The organism is Mesorhizobium sp. M0991 (assembly GCF_040318915.1).
In the GTDB taxonomy this organism is placed as follows: Bacteria; Pseudomonadota; Alphaproteobacteria; order Rhizobiales; family Rhizobiaceae; genus Mesorhizobium.
This window is the reverse complement of sequence record NZ_JAMYNE010000029.1, coordinates 26,643-45,036: the sequence shown is the minus strand read 5'-3', so window position 1 is coordinate 45,036 and position 18,394 is coordinate 26,643. Positions and strand designations below refer to the sequence as shown.

20 protein-coding genes are annotated in these 18,394 nt (G+C 58.4%); 7 read left to right on the top strand and 13 right to left on the bottom strand.

Annotated elements, in window-relative coordinates:
* Positions 1–11 precede the first annotated feature (11 nt).
* From virB11 to NKH70_RS28885, 11 genes are all read right to left on the bottom strand, one after another.
* Positions 12–1,037, bottom strand: coding sequence for a P-type DNA transfer ATPase VirB11 (gene virB11 / locus NKH70_RS28935; protein ID WP_352509547.1), 1,026 nt, complete (start codon positions 1,035–1,037; stop codon positions 12–14).
* A complete protein-coding gene (gene virB10 / locus NKH70_RS28930; RefSeq protein WP_352941340.1) occupies positions 1,034–2,485 on the bottom strand; it encodes a type IV secretion system protein VirB10 in 1,452 nt (483 codons plus the stop codon). The genes virB11 and virB10 overlap by 4 nt, the downstream gene beginning before the upstream one ends.
* Entirely contained in the window at positions 2,485–3,282 is a 798-nt protein-coding gene (locus NKH70_RS28925) for a TrbG/VirB9 family P-type conjugative transfer protein (RefSeq protein ID WP_352509543.1), read from the bottom strand. The genes virB10 and NKH70_RS28925 overlap by 1 nt, the downstream gene beginning before the upstream one ends.
* Entirely contained in the window at positions 3,279–3,995 is a 717-nt protein-coding gene (locus NKH70_RS28920; protein WP_352509541.1) for a VirB8 family type IV secretion system protein, read from the bottom strand. The genes NKH70_RS28925 and NKH70_RS28920 overlap by 4 nt, the downstream gene beginning before the upstream one ends.
* 68 nt (positions 3,996–4,063) lie before the next feature.
* Positions 4,064–5,107 (bottom strand): TrbL/VirB6 family protein, encoded by a 1,044-nt coding sequence (locus NKH70_RS28915; protein ID WP_352941345.1) that lies wholly within the window; start codon positions 5,105–5,107, stop codon positions 4,064–4,066.
* Positions 5,108–5,289: 182 nt separating this feature from the next.
* A complete protein-coding gene (locus NKH70_RS28910; RefSeq protein ID WP_352941348.1) occupies positions 5,290–6,024 on the bottom strand; it encodes a type IV secretion system protein in 735 nt (244 codons plus the stop codon).
* Between the two features lie 9 nt (positions 6,025–6,033).
* Positions 6,034–7,134, bottom strand: a complete 1,101-nt coding sequence (locus tag NKH70_RS28905; RefSeq protein ID WP_352509950.1) for a transglycosylase SLT domain-containing protein — start codon at positions 7,132–7,134, stop codon at positions 6,034–6,036.
* Positions 7,135–7,174: 40 nt separating this feature from the next.
* Positions 7,175–9,577: a VirB4 family type IV secretion/conjugal transfer ATPase gene (locus tag NKH70_RS28900; protein WP_352509949.1), complete on the bottom strand. Its 2,403-nt coding sequence runs from the start codon at positions 9,575–9,577 to the stop codon at positions 7,175–7,177.
* Positions 9,574–9,867: a VirB3 family type IV secretion system protein gene (locus NKH70_RS28895; protein WP_023720449.1), complete on the bottom strand. Its 294-nt coding sequence runs from the start codon at positions 9,865–9,867 to the stop codon at positions 9,574–9,576. The genes NKH70_RS28900 and NKH70_RS28895 overlap by 4 nt, the downstream gene beginning before the upstream one ends.
* Positions 9,868–9,870: 3 nt before the next feature.
* Positions 9,871–10,185: a TrbC/VirB2 family type IV secretion system protein gene (locus NKH70_RS28890; protein ID WP_023720448.1), complete on the bottom strand. Its 315-nt coding sequence runs from the start codon at positions 10,183–10,185 to the stop codon at positions 9,871–9,873.
* A gap of 12 nt (positions 10,186–10,197) precedes the next feature.
* Positions 10,198–10,872, bottom strand: a complete 675-nt coding sequence (locus NKH70_RS28885) for a lytic transglycosylase domain-containing protein (RefSeq protein ID WP_353026730.1) — start codon at positions 10,870–10,872, stop codon at positions 10,198–10,200.
* Positions 10,873–10,938: 66 nt separating this feature from the next.
* Here NKH70_RS28885 and NKH70_RS28880 point away from each other — a divergent pair, with 66 nt between their 5' ends.
* From NKH70_RS28880 to NKH70_RS28870, 3 genes are read left to right on the top strand one after another with little or no spacing between them, the layout of a single operon-like run.
* Positions 10,939–11,541, top strand: coding sequence for a hypothetical protein (locus tag NKH70_RS28880; RefSeq protein ID WP_352941355.1), 603 nt, complete (start codon positions 10,939–10,941; stop codon positions 11,539–11,541).
* Complete coding sequence (locus NKH70_RS28875; RefSeq protein ID WP_352508397.1) at positions 11,538–12,086, top strand: thermonuclease family protein; 549 nt, start codon at positions 11,538–11,540, stop codon at positions 12,084–12,086. The genes NKH70_RS28880 and NKH70_RS28875 overlap by 4 nt, the downstream gene beginning before the upstream one ends.
* Entirely contained in the window at positions 12,083–12,247 is a 165-nt protein-coding gene (locus tag NKH70_RS28870; RefSeq protein ID WP_278055737.1) for a hypothetical protein, read from the top strand. Before NKH70_RS28875 ends, NKH70_RS28870 begins: the two co-directional genes overlap by 4 nt.
* Here NKH70_RS28870 and NKH70_RS28865 read toward each other — a convergent pair.
* Positions 12,244–12,588 (bottom strand): hypothetical protein, encoded by a 345-nt coding sequence (locus NKH70_RS28865; RefSeq protein ID WP_352508396.1) that lies wholly within the window; start codon positions 12,586–12,588, stop codon positions 12,244–12,246. The two genes, NKH70_RS28870 and NKH70_RS28865, sit on opposite strands and share 4 nt — an antisense overlap.
* A 339-nt stretch (positions 12,589–12,927) precedes the next feature.
* Between NKH70_RS28865 and NKH70_RS28860 the strand changes: the two genes are divergently transcribed.
* Together NKH70_RS28860 and NKH70_RS28855 are read left to right on the top strand one after the other, a co-directional pair.
* On the top strand, positions 12,928–14,523 hold the full coding sequence (locus NKH70_RS28860) for an RcgA family putative transporter (protein ID WP_352941419.1): 1,596 nt from the start codon (positions 12,928–12,930) through the stop codon (positions 14,521–14,523).
* Complete coding sequence (locus NKH70_RS28855; RefSeq protein ID WP_352508395.1) at positions 14,513–15,538, top strand: RcgR family putative quorum lactone hydrolase; 1,026 nt, start codon at positions 14,513–14,515, stop codon at positions 15,536–15,538. The genes NKH70_RS28860 and NKH70_RS28855 overlap by 11 nt, the downstream gene beginning before the upstream one ends.
* A 432-nt stretch (positions 15,539–15,970) precedes the next feature.
* On the opposite strand, the gene NKH70_RS28850 is transcribed toward NKH70_RS28855, so the two are convergent.
* Positions 15,971–16,396, bottom strand: a complete 426-nt coding sequence (locus tag NKH70_RS28850) for a helix-turn-helix domain-containing protein (RefSeq protein ID WP_352508394.1) — start codon at positions 16,394–16,396, stop codon at positions 15,971–15,973.
* A 197-nt stretch (positions 16,397–16,593) separates the two neighbouring features.
* On the opposite strand from NKH70_RS28850, the gene NKH70_RS28845 reads away from it, so the two are divergent.
* Both NKH70_RS28845 and NKH70_RS28840 read left to right on the top strand, forming a co-directional pair.
* Positions 16,594–17,196 carry a hypothetical protein gene (locus NKH70_RS28845; protein WP_352508393.1) on the top strand — a complete coding sequence of 201 codons (603 nt, stop codon included), beginning with the start codon at positions 16,594–16,596 and terminating at the stop codon, positions 17,194–17,196.
* Between the two features lie 56 nt (positions 17,197–17,252).
* The gene (locus NKH70_RS28840; protein ID WP_352442704.1) at positions 17,253–17,711 is read left to right on the top strand and encodes a hypothetical protein; all 459 of its coding nucleotides are present in this window, start codon (positions 17,253–17,255) and stop codon (positions 17,709–17,711) included.
* Positions 17,712–18,394: the final 683 nt, after the last annotated feature.

The following is an 18,394-nucleotide window of genomic DNA, read 5'->3' as shown; positions in this document are numbered from 1 at the left end:
GGGTGGGCTCGCTAGATCGTCTCCGCCTTGGTGAACTTGATCTCGCTGACGCCGCGCTGTCCGCCTTCGGTGCGGACCATCTGGACGACCACCGGAATGACCTCGCGCAGATAGTCGAGAATTTCGCTTCGTGAGAGGCCCGAGCTGCCCTGCATGACCATCAGCGCCAGGCGCTCGTAGGCGGACCGGGCGGAATTGGCATGAACGGTCGTAAGCGAACCCGGGTGGCCGGTGTTGATCGCCTGGAGGAACGCGAAGGTTTCAGCGCCGCGCAACTCGCCCAACAGCAGACGGTCGGGCCGCATGCGAAGCGAGGCCTCGAGCAGCTGTTGCGCTGAGACCTTGGCAAGCCCCTGGTCGCCCTTTGAGGCTATCAGGGTGACGTTGTTGGGGGCCGGCAGCCGCAGTTCACGGGTGTCTTCGATCGTGATGATCCGTTCATGGGCCGGGATCTCCTTCAGGAGTGCATTCAAGAACGTCGTCTTGCCGGTCGACGTACCGCCTGAAACGACGATGGAGACACGGTTGCGCACCGCATATTGCAGGAAGTCCATCGGCGACGTGTCGTGCAGCATCTCGACAAGTCGCTTTTCTTCGGTTGAAAGCGCCAGGCCGCTGCCCATTGCCGTGTTTTCGAATGCGCCGAGATCGTTGTAGGCATCGAGGCTCATATCCATGATGACCTGCTTGCGGATCGAAATCGCCCCGCCTTCGGGAGCCGCCGGCGGCAAGATGCATTGGATGCGCTCACCCGAAGGTAGAGCCGCCGACAGGATCGGTTTTTCTTCGTTGATGACCTGATTTGTCGCCGAGGCAACGCCGGTCGAGATATGCCTAATCCAGCCGGACGTGACCTCGCGCTTGACGACGTGCTCCATTTCCTTCGCGCCGAGGCGTTCGATGAACAATTCACCCGGTCTGTTGATTGCAATCTCGGAAACCGCATCTTCGTTCAGATAGGGCCATATCGGTTCCAGATGAGCGCGCAGGACCGGGGCTCTTGCCCAAGGGTCGGGGAGAGGATGCACGGCATTCATTTCACCGGGCTCCCATAGCCGGAATAGAAATGATCCTTTGGAGTCGCGTAAAGAGGCGTCGGATCGATTGCTGTCCTCGGCCGCCCACCTGCCTTGAGGCGCGCCACTTCTTCCTGAACGGGGTCGGCGTATAAGTCCGAAAAATCGAGGTCTCGCCGCACCAGCACGACAATCGATGTGCCCTGGTCAACGTAGACTGTCGGGCCAATGTTCTGCGTGTCGCGAAACGCCTCTTGCGCGAGTTGCTGCAGGGCGGTCGATGATTTGTCGAAGGCGATGCTACGGGCGTCCCGCTGCGAGCCATTGCCGCCATAAGTTACGGTCGTGGTCTCACCGGTCACGGGATCGACCGTCGACACCTGGCGCTGTTGTCCATTCTGGCTGCTATCGCCAAGCGAGGATAGATATTCAGAGACACCGCCAACGACGGAAAGCATGATGGCGTTTCCGTAGCGTTCAACCCAGTGCGTATCGACACGGCCGCCCATGCCGCCGCGGCCGAGCGCGTCGGCCCCAGGCGACTTGATATCGACGGAAATGCCGTCCGAGCGAATGACCCTGCTCCAGACGATGAAAACACGCTTTTGACCGCGCGCAAGCCCCGAGCGGTATTCCCCGGTCAGGCGCGAGCCCTTCGGAATGAGGATCCGCCTGCCGTCGAGCGAGAAGACATCCTCACGCACGACTGCGCGCACGGCGCCGGGAAGGTCGGTGTTAACAGCGGTTTCCAAATAGCCGCGAATGATCGTTCCTTCGGGGATCAACGCGTCGGTACGCCGGAAGGCCCTGGCTTTTACAATGCCGGAAGAACTTGCCTCCGACTGCGCCAGGAATGCCTTGTTAGGATCACTGTCCGCGCCGGGGACCGGGACGATCTGACCGTCGGGCGCGATTTCGATCTGCGCCGCCTGGGCGCCGGCATCTGTCGAGCCGGTTTGATCATTCGTCACCATCTGGTTCGACCGCAGGCGTTCCCACACCGCTTTTTCGCGCTCGGCGGCTTCAGCCTTGCGGCGAGCCTCGTCCTCAGCCGCGGCCTTGCGACGGGCTTCTTCCGCCTCGGCCTCCTCGGCAACCATTTGTGCCTCCAGCGCGCGCCGCTGCGCGTCAAGGTCCGGGCCCTCCTGCACCGTCTGATCGACATTGTCAGCCTGTTGCGTGCCACCCTGGTCGGCGGCCGGTGGCGGCACCACGATCTGGTCGATCGTGCCGTCGGCAGGTTGCGGCGGTTCGTTCAACGCCGGCGGGCGGAACTCGGGCGGGTTGAAGTTTTCCTCGCCATCGCTGGGAACGTCGCGCGACACAGGCTCGCGGGGCCAGTTCAGCCATATCAGCGCGCCAACCAGCACCACGCCGAGGCCGACCAGCGCGATCCTGGTACCGACGCCCGCACCACGGCGCGAGACCGTCGGGCTGCCGTCTAGTTGGTTATAATCGATCTGCGTCATCACCGCGCTCCGCTGGATCCGAACAGGGTGGAACCACCTGTCAGTTTCGTTGGACCGTAGACCTGCTCGACCGGATCGATTGCGTTGGGTCGCGCCCGGTTGTAGAGGCAGAGCGTCTTGCCATCGGCCCGCAAGGTGAATTGCCGTGCGACCTTGTCGATGACGGTGTATTTGCCCTGCGTGCGAACGTTGACCAGCGACTCCTGACGCTTGTCGTCGACAACGAAGATCGCCGGAATGTCGCCCTTGAACTCCAGAAACACCTTGGTGCCGTCGTCGAATACGGTGCGCGGCTTCAGGCTGTCGTCGCCCTTGTAGGCGTAGTCGTAGTTGAGGTCGGCATAGTTCAGGTCCTTCAAATCCGGATCGGCGGCGCTCTCCTTGGCCTGTGAGAGCAGCCGCGCGTTGATATCCTCGTCCGGGTATTTGAACCGGACCTGGAAGGATGCCCGGTCACGGCTATTGTCAGTCGCCTGCAACAGCAAGGAATAGACGCGCCGGTTGGTGACCACGTTGACGTTGGTCCACGCATCGCGCTCCAGCGGCTTGACGAACAGAAATCGCGATCCGCGTTTGGGGATGATCGACCAGCCTTTCGTGTCGCCAGCCGACACGGTTTCGATGACTTCGGTCGGGCTGAGCTCGACCATCGTGGAAATCCCAAGAGCGGCGCGCACCGACGTCACGTCGTCGTTGTTGAAGGTGACATATCGGATGCGGCCGTCGCGTGCGGCCGCGCCGTGCATCGTGCCGAGCAGAAGGGCGGCCGACAAGGCGAGGCTCACGCGCCATCTCATTGCAGGCTCCCCGCGGCCGGTGCCGATTCCTGGTCGCGGCGGTAATCCGTAACCTGAAATCCCAACGGGTTGTCGAAACGCCATTCGTTCTTGAGCGGCGTCGAGGTGTAGCGGAATTTTATCACCGCTACCCAATTGTCGGCGGTGGACGAATTGTCCCGCCGGGTCGTCGTGGCAAAGCGCACCGAGGCCGTGTTGCGATTGAGCAGGGAAACCGACTTGATCTCGACGGAAATGGTGACATTGCGGCCAAAAATCTTGTCCAGCGATTGTGGGTTTGCAGGCGTATAAAGCCACGTCAAATCCTTGGACGCGGCGTCGGTGGAGTAGAGCTGCGCCAGGTCGTAATTCTGTTTCAGTTCACGGGAATCGTAGGTTTCGCGGGCCCTGATGTAGCGCACAAGGTTCGCCGCCGTGACGGCTTCGTTCTGGGACAAATCTCCAGGCTTCAGCGCGCGCATGATCTCGAGGTAGCCCGTCGATTTGTCGACCTCGACAACGTACGGTTCGAACTGCCGAAGCGGCAGGATCAGCACGAGCGCGAGCAGCGACAGCACCGCGACCAGTCCGGAAACGCCGCTGACGATCCAGGCCAATGTACGCGATCGGCGCATTGACCTGTGCGTGTCGTCTTCCCAGGTCGCGCCCGCCCTGTAATAGCGCTTGTCGACGAGCTCGCCGCTTTCAGTAACCGTTTCCAGTGGAGTTGACACTTTACTCCTGCCTCGTTTGCGCGACGCATTCTGATCCAGAGCCGCGATCGGTGATCGTTGTGTTCTCGTTAGGCCAGTGGCCTGGAGTTATCGCGGGCACCTTGCTGGATGGCGCTCCGGGTTGCGGCATCCGCCCTGGCTGCTCGGGACGATCGAAAACTGTTTGCCGCGAGCTGCCGGGCGCCCCGAGCGGCGCGGCCGGCGGCCCATCGTGCACCGGCGTAGCGCACGGCATTCCTGCCGAAGGTCCCATAGGAGTAGCGAGCTCCCACGGTGCTGAGATACCCGCCGCCGTTCAGGATCGAAGCAATCGAGGGTATCTGCATGAGAACGTAGATCCCGATGATCGTCACCAGCACCAGCGGCAGCACCAGCGACATCTTGCTGTCCATGGTCGCTCCACCGGACGTGGCGGTGTTCAGCGCCGCATTGACGAGCGAAAAGTAGAAGCCGAGAAATCCGTAGATCAGGACTTGCTGGATCATCAGAAAGGTGGTCAGCGAAAGGAAGCCTTCGCTCATGCGCGAGGACCAGCGGTAAAGCCAAAGAATGATCCATATCGGCGCCAGAGCGAGCGTGATGAACAACATCACCTTGGCGGCGATGATCGCGGCAATGGCAAGCGCTGCGAAGATGATGGCAGACAGCAGAACCAGCAACGACAAGAGCGCGCCAAAAATGTCATAGAAGGATCCGCTGTAGACCTGATTGGCGACGTCCTGCGCCCCTTTGTAGAGATTGTCGATCAGCGCTGGGATTGCCGCCTGATCGCTGAGCTGGTTGCCGGTGGCTCGCGACACGGCGCCAACGATCACCTTACCGACCTCATCCGGAATGCTTTGAACAAGCTGGTAAATCGTTGCCGAAAATGTCCCCCATCCGGTCAGCAGCAGATAGATGATGACGGCGCGGCCGAGGCGATAAGCCGCTTCGATTGGCGAAATTGACTCTCGCCCGCTCAGGATCGAATAGCCCCACCACACGATATAGAGGGTCAGCATGAGGGTGAAGACGTTGCCCATCGCATTGCCTAACTGCATATAGACGGTGCGGACGAAGTCCTCGCCGATGTTGTCAATGCCACCGAGAATGCTTTCGGCAAGACCGTTCATGGATCCTCGTCAATGATGCTGGCGAACGGCGTTGAATTGACCGGCTTCAGCGCGCCGCATTCGTCGGCACGGGCATACGCCAAAGGCCCGCACGGCGCTTTCAGCTCGCGATTTGCGCATCCGAAAAGCACGGCGCTGAGCCCAATCACAAAGCATATGCGGAACACCCGCCTCGACAAGTGCTAGCCTCCGCTCTTGCCAAAGTCCGCGAACGGATTGACGTTGCGCGGTGTCATCATCTTCTGCACCTGGCTTTGGCGAAGAAGATCTCCCTTCAGCTTCTCATTCAGGGCCGCGACCGCACCGTTCTGGACGCCGATCAATTCGTTGACCGCGCGCGCGTTTTCCAGCTGCATTCGTGTGTTCTGGTCCACCGATCCCTTGACGTCCTGCGACTGCCCGATTTGGCCACTCGCGGACTGCAGAGACTGTTGGCGTTGGGTGACGCCCTGCGAAGCCTGGGAGGTCAACGCGCTTAGCAGCGAGGCCACGTTGACGCTGCCTCCATAGGCCGTGTTGACGGCGCTCGTCTCCTTGCCGGCAATCTGCTGGAGCTGCTTCACCAGCTGCAGCCCGTTGATGACGGCGCCGGCGATTTTCTGTATTTCGGGCGACAGGCCACCAAACGAAAGCGCACCGCCGTTCAGTATCGATCCGAACGACGGCGCCTGGGCAATCGACATGTTGCCGCCGAGGCCCATTTGTCCGATGCCGAGCGAACCGTCACGACTGCCGCTGAGAGCCTGCAGGATCTCCTCGCTCTTTTTCAGGATATCCTTGTTGGAATCCATGATGGAGTTGGTGTTGTCCGCATTCTTGCGGGCGACATCGAGATTGGCGCCATCAATGACGGCAATCTGTGCGTGGGCCGTGCTTGCCCAAAGCGCCAGACTGGCGGCAATCGCGAATTTGTTCATGTCAGCCTCCTATTGCTGTAGAGAATTAATGACGCTGGCAGCGCCGGCAGGATCACTGGTGATGATCATCGAGCGACTGTCGGCCGAGCTTGCCCCCGCGTTCTCAAGTGCGCATGGTAGCCACCGGCCGCGATCGATCCTCAACCGCTCCAATTCCGCGGGATCACAAGAGAACGGGTTTGGAGAGCCGCTCTTCGGCTGTTGCACCAGCTTGGACGACTGCGATGCCTGAACACTCTGCAACGATAGAAGTTGGGCCAGCAATGCCGTGAAGTCCCCCGCCTGGGCGAGGTACTGGTTGGTGACATCGGCGTTGATCCCACGAGCCGACGAGTTTAGCTCCCAAGCGTCCTTGTATTCGGTCACCTGGCCAACGTTGCCCGCCAGCGCGTCGATTGCAGCATTGTTGGCGCCCATCTGCGATGAGCTTGCATCGAGGCCGCCAGCCGCCTTCCTGACCGTGCCCATGGCCGCGTCCTGGGCCGTGCCGCCTGCGCCGTCGGCCGTTACGATCGAGAATGGTGGCGGCGCGGCGGCCGGAGCCTTGCCGCTCGACACATAGTCGTTGAAGTAGGTGTTCCAGCGGCCGACACCGCCGGCCCACTGGTTTTGCTCGCCAGCGTTCGATCCGTTGTAGAAGGAGGCGAGACAGCTATAATTCGTCGCCCCGCATTGCTTCACGCCCATTCCGAGATATTTGACGCCGCCTTCGACATTCTGCTCGTTCACATCGCGGTCAAGCCCCATTGACTTGCCGGTGCCCTTAGTCAGCTGCATGACGCCTTTGACGCCGGTGTGGCTTCCGGCGCATGTGTCGAAGCGCGATTCCTGATAGGCGACGGACAGCGCCAGGCCTTCGGGCACCCCGTATTTTTGCGCATAATAGCGGATCATCTTCACGTTGCCCGCGTCGCGCTGCAACGCTTCGGCTGGCGACCGGCGAAACATTTGTGAGCGGTATTTGCTTGAATAGGTGCAGACGACGCTTTTCTTCTTGTCGGTTTCGTCGTTCTTCGCTTCATCCGACTTCTTGCTGTGCTGCTCGTCCTCTTGCCGCTTGTCGAGGTTCGGCCCGTCGATCACCGCGATCTGAGCGATAGCCACGCTCATGCTTCCCGCCGTCGCGAGAGCCACGGCCAGACAAGCGCTGCTAAGCCGCTTCGTCATGCTCGTTCTCCCATCCGCAGAAGTATGGCAGCCACATCTCCGGCTCGTCGCCGAAGGTCTCCCGGAGCCGTGCGCATTCCTTGCTGTTGGCTTCGTTTGAGGACAAGACCTTGATGAGATCGGGCATCGCCGACAAATCGAGCTTGGCTACTATCGAGTCGCTGTCGTGCTTGACGAGGAAGGTGCGTGTTTCCTTGGCGGTTCGGCGCACGAATTCGAATTCCTTCGCCGTCAACGAGAAGCGCTCGATGTAGGAGTCCTTGCTCGCCTTCGGGTTGGGGAAGAAAATGTTGGTCTTCGTTTGCTCGATCAGCGACGGCGAGATGGAGGAATTGACGACGTCCTCCGCCGTCTGCGTGCCGAAGCCGACGACGCCGTTGCGGCGACGAATGGTCTTCAGCGTCTCGTTGATGAAAGCGGCGAAAACCTCGTCGTCCAGCAGCTTCCAGCCTTCATCGAGGAAGAGCATGATCGGCGAGCCATCGATGACTTCCTCGAGACGGTGGAAGATGTAGAGCAACGCCGCCGAGCGCAGCTTTCGGTCGCCCAGGATCCTGGTCATGTCGAAGCCGACGACGGGTTTCGAGAAATCGACCAGATCGACGGGATTGTTGAAAAGCCAGCCTTTGTCCTTCGGGTCGAGCCAGGGCTGTATCCGCGCGGCCAGATCGTTCATGCCAGGCATGAGCGACCCCCGCAGCACTTCCGGCAGCAGGTCGAAGGTACGCTGTTCGCGCGGAATCTTGTAGATCATGTCGACGGCGGCGTTGATGACGCGCATCTCCGCCACATCCAGCGCGCCGCCTTCCGGCGTCAGAATGTAAATGAGCAAATCTTCAAGGAACGAACGGTTTTCTGCCGTGTCATCAAGCTGCAATGGCGCGAACCCGGTCGGCTGAGAAGGCTCCATCACCTCGTAGCGGCCGCCGAGCGCCCGAACGAAAATTTCAGCGCCGCGCATATAGTCGAAATACACACATCGCGGCCGCGGCATGATGCGCATGGCCTGCGCCATCAGGAATGACAGCACGACGGTCTTGCCCGAGCCGGTCGGGCCGAACACCGTGAAGTGCCCGACATCGTGAACGTGGAAGTTGAAATAATAGGCCGTCTGGCTGGTCGTTTCGAGCAACGCGATGGGCCGTTTCCAATGCAGCCGCTCACGTTGGCCGGAGGGGAAATTGTGTCCTGAAAAAAGGCCGGCGAAGTTCAGCGACGAAATCAACGCACGTCGCGCGATGTAGCTGAAATTTCCCGGCAACTGCGCCCAAAAGGAGAGTTCCGTGTTCAGTGTCTCGCGGACAGGCACGATCGACATGCGCGAAAGCTCGGCCGTAATGTCGGACAGCGCACGGTTGAGCCCAGTCATGTCCGATGCCAACGCCATGACGCTCATATGATGTTGTCCGAAGACGACTTCGCCGCCAGCCAGCTTGTCGGCGCCGTCGTGGACGGACTCCTCGACCGTCGTGCCCGCTTCGTCGGAGCCTTCAACCTGGTTCGCGATAGTGTTGATCCTGCGCATCGCCGTTACACGATCTTCGATCGCAAAACTCTGCGTCAGGACAAACTCATGCGGCAGGCGCAAGAGACCGTCCAATGAGCCCGGCGCGGTGAACGGTGGGTATTCCTTGATCGACACCATGGCGCCGAGCTTGCCAGCGTCCGGTCCGCGAAGTTCCAGCGCGGACTTGCCGAAAAACAGCTGCCGCGTCGCCAGCACGTCACCAAGGCTCATGCGCGGCAAAGGCATTTCCACGTCGATGCCGCCGGCGAGGATCTTTGCCAAAAATTCCGCGGGCTCGGAAGAGAAGCCGTTGCGGCGCTTCACGACCCCGAGAAGACGTGCACCATAAGCCGTAAAATCCTTGACGACTCCGTCGAGAACGTCGTGCAGTTCGGCCATCGCCTCTTCGCGGGTTTCTTCGCCTGCGGTGCTGATGCGGAAGGCATTGAGCGCCTTGTCCACCCAGCCGACGCGGCCGACCATCGGTCGGCGTATGACCGTCAGATACGCTTCGTTGACGAAAAGGTTTTTCGCCCCAAGCTCATCCATGTAGCGAGCGTCGAGCTCGGCCACGAAAGGATTGTCAAAGTCGCCTTCGATCTCCGGCGTCACGTGGCGGCGGATGATCGTCGTGTAGACCGCAAAGCGAGAGGTCGAGAGATTGCGGAACGTGGTGTTGCGGTTGAACATTCGGCTGTTCAACTCGGCCTGGTCCATAGTCTGGAACGGCAGGCCACTGAGCTGGATGACGCCGACCAGAAAGCCGCTCTTCGTCACGATTAAATTGTCATCGACATGGCGAATGTAGGGGATGTGCATCGCCGCGGGCTTTTCGCGGCGGCGCTCAGGGCCAAATTTCAGGTCAGCATCGAGGCTCATGGCGAATAGCTCCTCGCCCCCCAAAAAGTAAGGTTCGCCACCGCTCCGCGTTTGGAGACGCGCCGCTCGAAAATATGGAACATGTAGGGGTCGCGCTGGCACAGATATGCGCTGACCAGATGCACCACGCCGAACACGCCAAGGCCGAGCATGAAGCTGCTCGTAGCGATAAAACCGATCACCGCCAGGATGCCGTTCAATGCAAAAACCTCATAGCGCACGCCCCATTTCATCGGGGGGCGCGTTAGTGGCAGACTGACCGGCTCGACATAGACTTCCTCATCATCCATGCCTCAGCTGCCTCCCGCGGTCGCGCGAACCGCATCCACCAGCTGGGCAGCGCCGAAGATCAGAGCGATGCCAATGATGATGGAAAAGGCCATCATCCACGCCAGTCGGCCCGTCATGGCGAGGAAGCCGAGAAAACAGACCGCGATGATGGCGAATGAACGCGCTATGTTGCCCTGCAGAACTCCGACGAACCACTCCAGCACATTTTCGACCGGTGCCGCCGACTGGGCATACGCAGTGGCTGGCGCGAGAGCTATTCCGACCGCCGAGGCCAAGGCCAGTTTCAGGGCAAATTTGCCCGCTTTCCTGTATTCCACCCTTGGCTCCTTTCAGTTGCCGAAATCCATGACATGACCTTCCTGCCAAGCGTCCTCGCTTGCTGGCGGTGCGGCCGCGAGCGTTTCGGATTTGGCCGGGGCAGACTTCTTCACGACACCGCCGAACTTCCAGCGGTTCAGTATTTTCACGATGTATTCGGCCGTCTCCGGATTCACCGGAATGCCCTGCGCCTTGTAAACGCCGTTAGGCCCGGCGTTGTAAGCCGCCAGCATCAGGAGCGGATCCTGGAACTCGCCATAGAGTGACTTCAGATAGCGGAGGCCAGCCCGGACATTTGCCGCTGTGTCGCAACGGTCGCTCACGCCGAGATCGGCCGCCGTGCCCGGCATCAACTGCATGATCCCCAGGGCTCCGGCCTTCGAGGGACCCTGACTGGCGCCGAGATCGCTTTCGGCCCATGCAATTGCCTCGGCCAGATCGGCGTCGAATCTTTCGTCTTGCGCGATTGAACGCACAAGTTGGGAGACCTCAGCACGATTTGTGGTCTTACACGCCCCCCGCGTTTGCGCCCCGACTGAGGCAACGGCTTGCGTCGGCGTTGCAAAGGCAACTGCGACGCGGTCTGATGCCAAGTCCCGGCCGAACGCTTGCAACGGCATCGTGGCGCCAAAGAGGGTGAGCAGAAGAGCGAATCGAGTGTTCATAGTGTCGCCAAAATTTAACACTTTACTATGGCTACACGCAGCCCTAGTAAAGTGTCAACACGATATCGATCGCGAGGACGGATTTCGATGAAACAGACGGCCCTTTGCACGGTGTTGCTGCTCCAGGGCACCGTGGCTTATGCTGCAGGCGCCGACGCCCCGAGTGCCTTCGCGCAGCCCTCGGAGCATTACCTGCTCCAGTTTGCGAAGCCGGGCCAAAAGGTGTTCGTCTATGAGCGCTACGATGCGAAAGGTGCGCTCTTTCAGCGCGATGCGGCGACCCTCATCTCGCCAGTCAAAGTGCCGTCGGCGACCGAGCGCGTCATCAACGGCATGGCGTATCGACTGCGCGGCCTTGCAGCCTGTCCAAAACCAAAGATTACCTACAAGGCGCAGCAATGGGACTGCACGAAAGCCGCGCAGGACTATGAAGAGGCAATCTACAACGATCGTGCATCCGTCGTGCTTTGCAAAACACTCGTGCTGCAAAGCAAGAAGGGTGAACCCGACGCTGTGTCGTGCTTCTCGCTCGTGGGTGCGGGCAACGCAAACGACCCGTACAACGTCGCCTACGACGATGACGAAATGGTTTTTTTCAACATGGCGGCTATCGGACACAACAAGGACGGCAAGTCGCTGCGCCCCGATCTCGAGCATTCCGCCGACCTCGGTGGACAGTTTCAGGAATGAAACAGGCGTGCTTCGCAGTGCTGGCCGCATTTGGCTTGTGCGCATCGGCACAGGCCCAGGATGCATCCGAGTCTGCCGTGCCAACGCCCTTTGCGGTATCGAAATCGGCTCAACTGCTGACCGGTGATACCTGGCGTGACGGAGGTCACCTTTTCCGCCTCTATGGCGTCCAGTCATGTCTTCGAGGCACGTCAGCTGAAGAGCCAAATGGAAACAAAATCGATTGCGGGAACACCTCGCTGGCGCATCTTGCTGCGCTGTTCGATAGCGCGGCGGTTACGTGCCAACCAGTCGGCTACGCGCTGGACAAGGCGGTTTTTGTCGTGTGCGGTGCGCAGCTCAATGGCGAAACAATTGACGTCGGCACCGCGCTCATAGCGACCGGATACGCGTTTGCCGCAACTACAGCAAAGGGCAAAGCCGTGAATGAGAACTACATCGTCGCGGAAATCAACGCTAAGATGAAACGCGCAGGTTTGTGGGGCACGACGTTTCAGCATCCTGTTCAGTTGCTGCTAAATAAGCGGTCGGAGAGACAACAATGAAGCACGACGATGAGGCGCACAAATATTACTATCCCGTGGAAGGACGCACTGACGGCGCCATTGGCGATGCTATTGCTCTCATCGCGATCATCTTGGTGCCGGCAGGAATCTATGCGGCCTGGAATACCGTGGCCTCATGGATTTCGGCGCTCTTCTCCTAGGACGGCAGGTTCGCGAAAGAACCGAGCAACGCGCGAAAATCGTCGACATCAACCTCGCACCAGTCGTTCCCCAACAACCGCCGGAAATAAGCTGCCTTCATTTTCATCTCAACGACATCGGCCACCGGCGCAGCGGCCGCGCGCCGACGCGCGATAGCCTCTTCCGCCATCACCGAATCCAATCGCCGGCCGATCAGGGTCGCATCCCGCCCATCGGCCCTCATCCATTGCCTGCCGAGACGTTCAACCATGGCGACTGCATGACGATGCGCGGCGAGCAGATTCGCGACCCCAGCGGCCTCTTCCATCACTCCGTTATTACAGACCACTTGAATGGACATCGCCGGCTCCATGCGCATGACAATTCGTAAATGATACCTGGGGAGGCGAGAAAAAAGGAATGGGTTCATCCCTCTGCTTCTCAGGCTCCGAAACCCTGGCTTCCCTACTGTTCGCTTATGAGGTCACACTACCCTGCCACAGACGAACGTTTCAGTTGGTCGGCGGTTTGCGAAACATCTCCCACGCAACAAACGTGCTCAGCCTCTCCAGCGGGTCACCCGCCATTCGATCTCTCCCGTGCCGGCCAAAATCGAGTTGATAAAAACGTTGATTGAGGACGAAGGCACGATAGGATACGAAGCCTAGCGAAACGGAACGAAAATAGAGCCTATAAGTTGTTGTTTAGGAACGGAAAGTTATTTCTCCCTCCGCCGAGAGACGGGAGTGATTTCAAAGAATTATTCAAACGACTGGCGGCGGCGGGTGCGGGTCGACTGTTGGACAAAGACGGCTTTCCTGCTGGCCCATGGACGCCCGAACTCCTTGCAGAGGCGATTTCACTGATTGATTCCAACCGGGTTGGGGTCGATCTGCGAACGGTGCAGCTTTGGTTTCAAGAGAACGAGAAGGGAATTAGCACTGCCAACATTCGTTGGCTGGCGAGGATTTTTGGATGCGGTGATCCGGTCGCAACTAGCGAATGGCAGATAGAGCTTAGTGAGGCGCAATCGCGGCTATCGGCCAAGAGACGAGAATGGAAGAGAGCCGGAAGCAGCGTTGCACAGGAGACTGCGACCATCGATGACGAGACAGACTCCCCGGTAGAGCTGACACTGGATACAGACCCCAAGGGGCCGAGCCGGCGCTTTAGTCTGGCGAGGAAATCGGAGGCGATTTTTAGTCGCGGATCTCCCCTGAATTTACCGGCGTCGGTGTTTGCGGGTGTCACCGCTCTTGGGTTTTTGTCGTATCTTACGGGGATTCACAGCGTGACGTATGGCCGGGCGGATGGCGTCGTCAAGCAGGTCGGGTTTCTTTGGACAGCGAATTGGACATTCGTCTTCATGGTATTTTTGCCACTGTTTTTTGCCTTCGTGACCGAGCTGGTGACCTTTTGGAAAGATGAAGGCCGCCCAAAGCTTGTGGCGCAGGGCGACAAGATGGAAAGCGACAATGACTGGGCGCGCACCGTACAAGCTTCTTCGTATTCATATTGGGCAGTTTTTTTGATTTGTGTGGTGTTCGCCGGTCTTTTCCAGTGGATCGGCGTGTCTTTAATCCCGTTGTTCAAAGGTGGTGGCAACTATGCGACGGATTGGGGCTCGTTAGCGATTGTGCGCCCTGAGGTTATATCGGTGCCGGAAGCGGTCGTATTCACGGGGCTCGCTTACCTATACATGTGCCTCTGTTTTTATCTGTTCTTCGTAGGCCTCATTTTGCTTTATACGGTGATCCATGATCTTTGGAGAATTGGAGAAACAGCGAGTTATCGGCTGGAGGTGGATTATCAACACGAGCTCCATGAAGCCAGCCTCAGGGTTATGCGTGCGATTTTCCGGTGTACTGTTTTGGGGCTTCTGATCGCCATAGTCATGAAGCTCCAGAGTGCTTACCTGACGTCGCGTGGAGAGAATATTGTGGCTTGGTTGGTCGGTGATATGTCTTCCGCCTTCTATGCGCGCAATGATGTGAGCGCCGAGATCAGCTACCGTAGGCCGACCCATTACAGTAGCCTTCTTATCGCTATTTCGACCTGTGTTGTATTTCTGTACGGCTCCATCCGTATAGGTGTCGAATGTCGGTTTTGTATGCCTTTGTGGAGGATGTCAGCGATCGTAGCGGTACTCGTGGCTGGCTACTTGCTGATCGATGCATTTGCTGGCTTTTCAATCCTTCTGGGCGTTGGAGTGCTGCTCGCAATATACGGCCTGTTTGATCCAGGGTTGGGGCGATGGCAAGCGAGTAAGTTAGGAAACAACCAGAGTGTATCATAGTTGGCTTGATCATTGGGATGAGCGGCGGGCGCGACGCGGTGAGGAAGGGAAGAAACCAACGGATTTCATCCTTGACGCGGAACGCGCCTTTCCAGGTGCGAAAAAGATAACAAATATCGAGGAATTCTGTGCTCTTGCGGACCAAGCCGTGGCTGATCCAGCCTTTTTCGATGAGCCGAGTGTGAGTGATAAGGGTTTTGAAAGGCTAGATGGGTGGCTCAAATTTCCATCGGACATTTGTACTGATATCGAACAGAACAATGTCGTCTCGGCGAAAATCACAGAAAGCGGGTCGTTCGATCAGGCGATGGTGATTTTTCACCATTGGAATGCAAGCGCCCGGAATCGTAAGATTGCCAACTTTTTCTCGCAGCGTGGCATCACGGTTGTCGAGATTGTTATGCCTTATCACTTCGAACGTAGCCGTCCCGGCTCCGTGCACGCCGACTATATGCTTAGCCCGAATCTCGGTCGAACGATCCAATCTGTAAGGCAGGCAGTGTTGGATGGGCGAAAACTCATACGTTGGTTGAAGATCGAAGGCTACCGAGAGATTTCGGTTCTCGGTATGAGCTTAGGCTCCTGGGTTGCGGGGGTGGTCGCCGCGCACGACTCGGCTGTGTCAAAAGCCTCGTTGTTTCTGACGGCGGGGAGTCTAGCGGATATGGTTTGGACGGGTCGCGCGACACGATTGATACGTGGTAGCCTTGAGCCTGAGATTGAGCTGACCGATCTCAGAAGGGCCTGGGGTCCACTGAACTTGGAGAATTACGCACATAGTTTGGCACGGCCTGATCTCGATCTTCATGTTGTGTTGGCTAAGAGAGACAAAGTGGTGTTGCCAGAGCTATCGGAGAGGTTCATGCAGAGGCTGAAGGACGCCCGAGCTAGGCCAAATATTTTGAAATTAAACTGTGGTCACTATTCGCTCGCCATGCCGCCTTACATTCTATTGGCCGGTTTGAGCTTGAAGCGGTTTCTCTCGCGTGCTGACAAGTCGGCTCGGCGAGCATGAGTTTGGCTTTGGCCGGTCAGTTCACCAGCAAATTCTATGGCAGGCATCACGATACAAAAGTGATGAATGTGGGGTCGCCACCTACCGGAACCGACCCCTGGAAGTGGCCGACAAAGGCGCAGGCATGACACCGGCAATTGTCGAAAAGGCTCGACACCCTTCTTCTCTACGCGCGCCGGCAGGTTTGGCGGCTTGTTCTCATGGTTTCGACCCTCAGGGGAAAGCTCTTCATCAGCAAGCATTCGCGGCGCCGGCACAGTCGTCCATGTCAAAGTCCCGTTATTAACCCCCGCCGCTAACAGCCGACGATGACGCCAGCGGCCCGACAGCCGCGGCGGGGGGCTAGTCGGCCGCCGGGCCTGACCGGCAGGGGGCATAGAGCGACGCCGGCTGGGCCAAATTATAGGCCCTTTATGGACAATCGTGGGGCGGCTAGGTATCGGCTCTGCCAGACGGGATCTTTTCGGAAAAGAGGAAGGTTGCTGGATCAAGTTTCAACGCCTTGGCGATCGCGGCAATCGTGTCCACACTGATGTTGCCGCTCGCGCGTTCCAGTTTCGTGAATGTCGCCTCCGCCACGCCGATGAGTTCGGCCATCTCATAACGGTGCAAAGTACGTCGTTGTCGCTCAAAATCGATAATATGCGCCAGCCGCTTGCGGATCGCATTGTCGTCCAACCGATGCGCCCATTCCGGAACTTTCTTACCGCCGGCGAGCAGTCCTGCAAAAGACAATTGCAAGCCGTTTGCCATGACCTGCAGCGTCGTCAATGTGACATTATTTTTCTGACGCACAGTCTGAATGTAGGTTCGATAGGCCAGTTTTTCGCCCTCGGGGGTCCGAAACAGTTCGGCCATGTGCATATGGGATAGGCCGCGTCTGGCTCTCTCTCGCTCAAGTGCCAGAGCAATGTTGGCGCGCAACGGGTTGTTGACTACGCCTCCGTCGTCTCGTTTCATAAATCGATGTAGTCGCACAAACCTGCCTTTTCGACCTGTCCTTTTTCGCGCGGATTGTCCATAGTAAACTGTCAAATCTGCAGTGAGGAAAGGCTATGACTATACTCAAATTCTTACTGGGGGGTGCCGTCGCCATCGCGAGCACAGCGGCTCTTCCATCCCAATCAAAAGCGTCGGAATGGGGCTGTCAGGTCCTCCTATGTCTTTCCGGCGACTGGCAAGGCACCCCCTCGTGCCATCCGCCAATTTACAAGTTGATTGCGGCGATGGAAGCCCCGGGTTTTAATTGGCCGACCTGTCCGCAAGCCAACTCCAGCGCGGCGAGATTTGACAAGTATGAGGACTGTCCGTCTGGCTGGCAAGCAGTTGGGAGCTCCGAATCCGATCGGCCGGGCTTAGGCCAAGAACGGAACATCTGCCGCATCGCGGTCGATAAGCTCTCCTTGCCCGTCGTTCTCAAAAACAGCGGCCTCGGTGGGCATCATGGAGACGGATCACGTCAGGTCCAAATCGAAATCGACGGGAAGGCGGTTGCGGCAACAATCCAGACCGCGGGGAACGATCGAGGTCATTCCATTCGTAATGGTCCGACCTACTACACCATCCCTCGACCGATGCGCGGAAAGCCCTGGTTCATCGAGTATGATGACGCGAACGGCGTGCGCCAGAAAAGCTGGTTCAATCTCAACATGCCATAAGCCAGGCCATCACGTAGGACGAGGACTATGAGGGCCACAATTCACGGAGGTTTGTAGTGTTCAAGGCGCTTCTGCTATCCACAATGATTATGAACACAGGCGCAGTGTTGACGGCGGCTGGTCAGAGCGACAAGCCGCGATCAAGTGTGGACAATCCTATGTGGCCCGCTTCACTGAAATGGGACTGCAGGACCGCTGCCAAAATCGTGTGTGAGCGTGGGGGCAGTTGCTCGGTGGCTGAGGACCACACGGGATTTGTGCTGAACTACGGCAGCAACGAGGCTGAGTTCCCGGCCAGCAATGTCAGGATCAAACGTCACTATCAACAGACCGTGCAGGCAAGCCCTTTGCAGCAGGAAGTCAAAGTCGAACTGGCCGACAACCGCGTTCTATGGCTGACGGCCGTGGATGCCAGCCGCACGTATTCGGAAGCGTGGGTCGGCGCACTAAGCGAGCTGAAGGGTGGCGCGGTACTGATGGAATCCGAGGGAGTCTATTGCATGCCGCACAAGTGAGTGCGCCGAGAGGACAGGCGAGCAAGGGCGATGTGGTCTGACCGGGGCGCCGACCCCGGCGTTTAAGAAGTGTTCAGAGTCTTCCGTCCGATTTTATCGAGCGGTGAGGTGATGATAAGTAATATCGATCCGTCGCATCGAGATGTATGGCAGGAGTAACTGCAACGGTACTTCACCTTGCTCCTCTATGTGACTGGCGATGACTTGAGGCGCGCACCATGCGTACTTTGCATAATATAACTGGTGAAAGTCGCATAATCTATCTTATGGAACTTCGATTTCGTTAAACTGAAGCACTACACAAATCTGAACGACGTGCCGTGAAGTGGTGCGTGATGGCCCGCGGCCGGCGCAATCCCGAAGCTGTACGCGAAAATCTCGTGGCGCCAACGATGCTGTCTATGGAATCGCGTCAAATCACCAGTACATACATCGGCTATTTGAGGTCCGCCTCAAGCTTTTCATCCCCAAAAGAATTGCCTCCCAGGTGCGGCTCGATAACCGAAGCTTGGCGATCCTATTCCACATCCGAGATACCTCCTCAGAACATGATCGATAATAGTGTTGCAGGCGCGCCACCGCAATCGCTTACCGCGATCACCTCCGAGAGCGCTCCGAGGATTGTTCATCCCGACGACGTGCGCAGCGAGGATCGACCCGCCTGCGCCAATTCGGACGAGCGT